Origin of the sequence: Nonomuraea sp. NPDC005650 (assembly GCF_040605375.1) — a bacterium.
Taxonomy (GTDB): Bacteria; Actinomycetota; Actinomycetes; order Streptosporangiales; family Streptosporangiaceae; genus Nonomuraea.
Genome location: NZ_JBEXCR010000077.1, coordinates 1 through 1,503, shown reverse-complemented (window position 1 = coordinate 1,503; position 1,503 = coordinate 1). Strand labels below are relative to the sequence as shown.

The following is a 1,503-nucleotide window of genomic DNA, read 5'->3' as shown; positions in this document are numbered from 1 at the left end:
CGGGACCCCTTTTTCTGTGAAAAAGCCGCCCAAACACCGGGGCACGCAAAATGAATTAAGAAAATCGGATTTCCCCGGTCACCGGCGTGGTCCACTATGGCGCATGCCTCTGGAATGGACAATGCGCGCATTTCTGCCGCGTTCAACTGCGCTGCGGCGGCAGTTGAACGCGGCTGACGTCAGCGGTCACGCATCGGGCGCAGCGCGGGCCGGGTGGTCTTCTCCTCGCCGATCTGCAGCGCGAGACTCGCTACCGTGGGGGCATCGAACAGGGTACGAACCTGGACGTCCACGTCCAGCAGGGCCCGGATCCGGCTGACCAGCCGCACCGCCAGCAGCGAATGACCGCCCAACTCGAAGAAGTCGTCATCCACCCCGACCGCAGGCACCCCCAGAACCTCGGCGAACGCCGCACACAACGCCTCTTCCCGCGGCCCGGACGGCCCACGACCAGCACCCGCGGCAGCCGCATGATCCGGAGCAGGCAGCGCACGACGATCCAGCTTCCCGTTCGCCGTCAACGGCAGAGCATCCAGCACCACCCACGCCGAAGGCACCATATGGTCCGGCAACCGCTCAGCCGCGAACCGGCGCACCAGCGACGGCAGCTCTGCCGTGTTGTCCGTGTCCCCGGCCACCAGATAACCCACCAGCCGCACATCACCCGGCGCCTCTTCCCGAGCGACCACAGCCACCTGCTCCGCACCCCGACACCCGGCCAGCACCGCGCTGACCTCGCCCGGCTCCACCCGGAAACCACGAATCTTGACCTGGTCATCCACCCGGCCCGCAAAAACCACCTGCCCGTCGGCAGTCCAGCGAGCCCGATCACCCGTCCGATACATCCGCCCGCTCTCGAACGGGCAGGCCACGAACCGCTCCCCGGTCAACCCCGGCCGCCCCAGATAGCCGCGCGCCACCTGCGCCCCGGCGATATACAACTCGCCCGTCACCCCCGCAGGGACCGGCGCAAGATGCTCATCCAGCACATACAGGCTCGTGTTCGCGACCGGCGTCCCGACCGGGACCACCACGCCTCCGGGCTGCAGGCGGGTCGTCGCGACGCCGATCGTCGCCTCGGTCGGGCCGTAATGGTTGAACACCGCGCAACCACGCCGCCCTGCTGCCTCCAGCAGGTGTTCGATCCAGCCCGGCGCCGCCGCCTCCCCACCCAGCACCAACGACCGATCCGGCAACACCGGCTCCAACCCACCCGCCGCACCCAACGCCGCCAGATGCGAGGGCACCACCTTCAGGAAATCCACCCGCAAACCGCTCAAAGCAGCCGGGTCGGTAGCCGCAGCCTCAGACAGAATGTGCAGCTGCCCGCCCGAGGTCAGACTGGCGAACACCACCGTGTTCCCCAGGTCGGTCGCCTGCCCCTGCACCAGCGCATACCGGCCCCCTGCCATCCCCAGACGTCCGGGCACCGAAGCGACGTAGTTCGCGAGGCCGGCCTGGGTGACCACCACGCCCTTCGGGCGGCCCGTCGACCCGGAGGTG

1 protein-coding gene is annotated in these 1,503 nt (G+C 68.7%); it reads right to left on the bottom strand.

What is annotated here, in order from left to right; translation table 11 throughout:
* Positions 1-179: 179 nt before the first annotated feature.
* Positions 180-1,503: non-ribosomal peptide synthetase (locus ABZS69_RS63400; RefSeq protein WP_355393593.1), on the bottom strand; the 1,324-nt coding region annotated here is incomplete at its 5' end.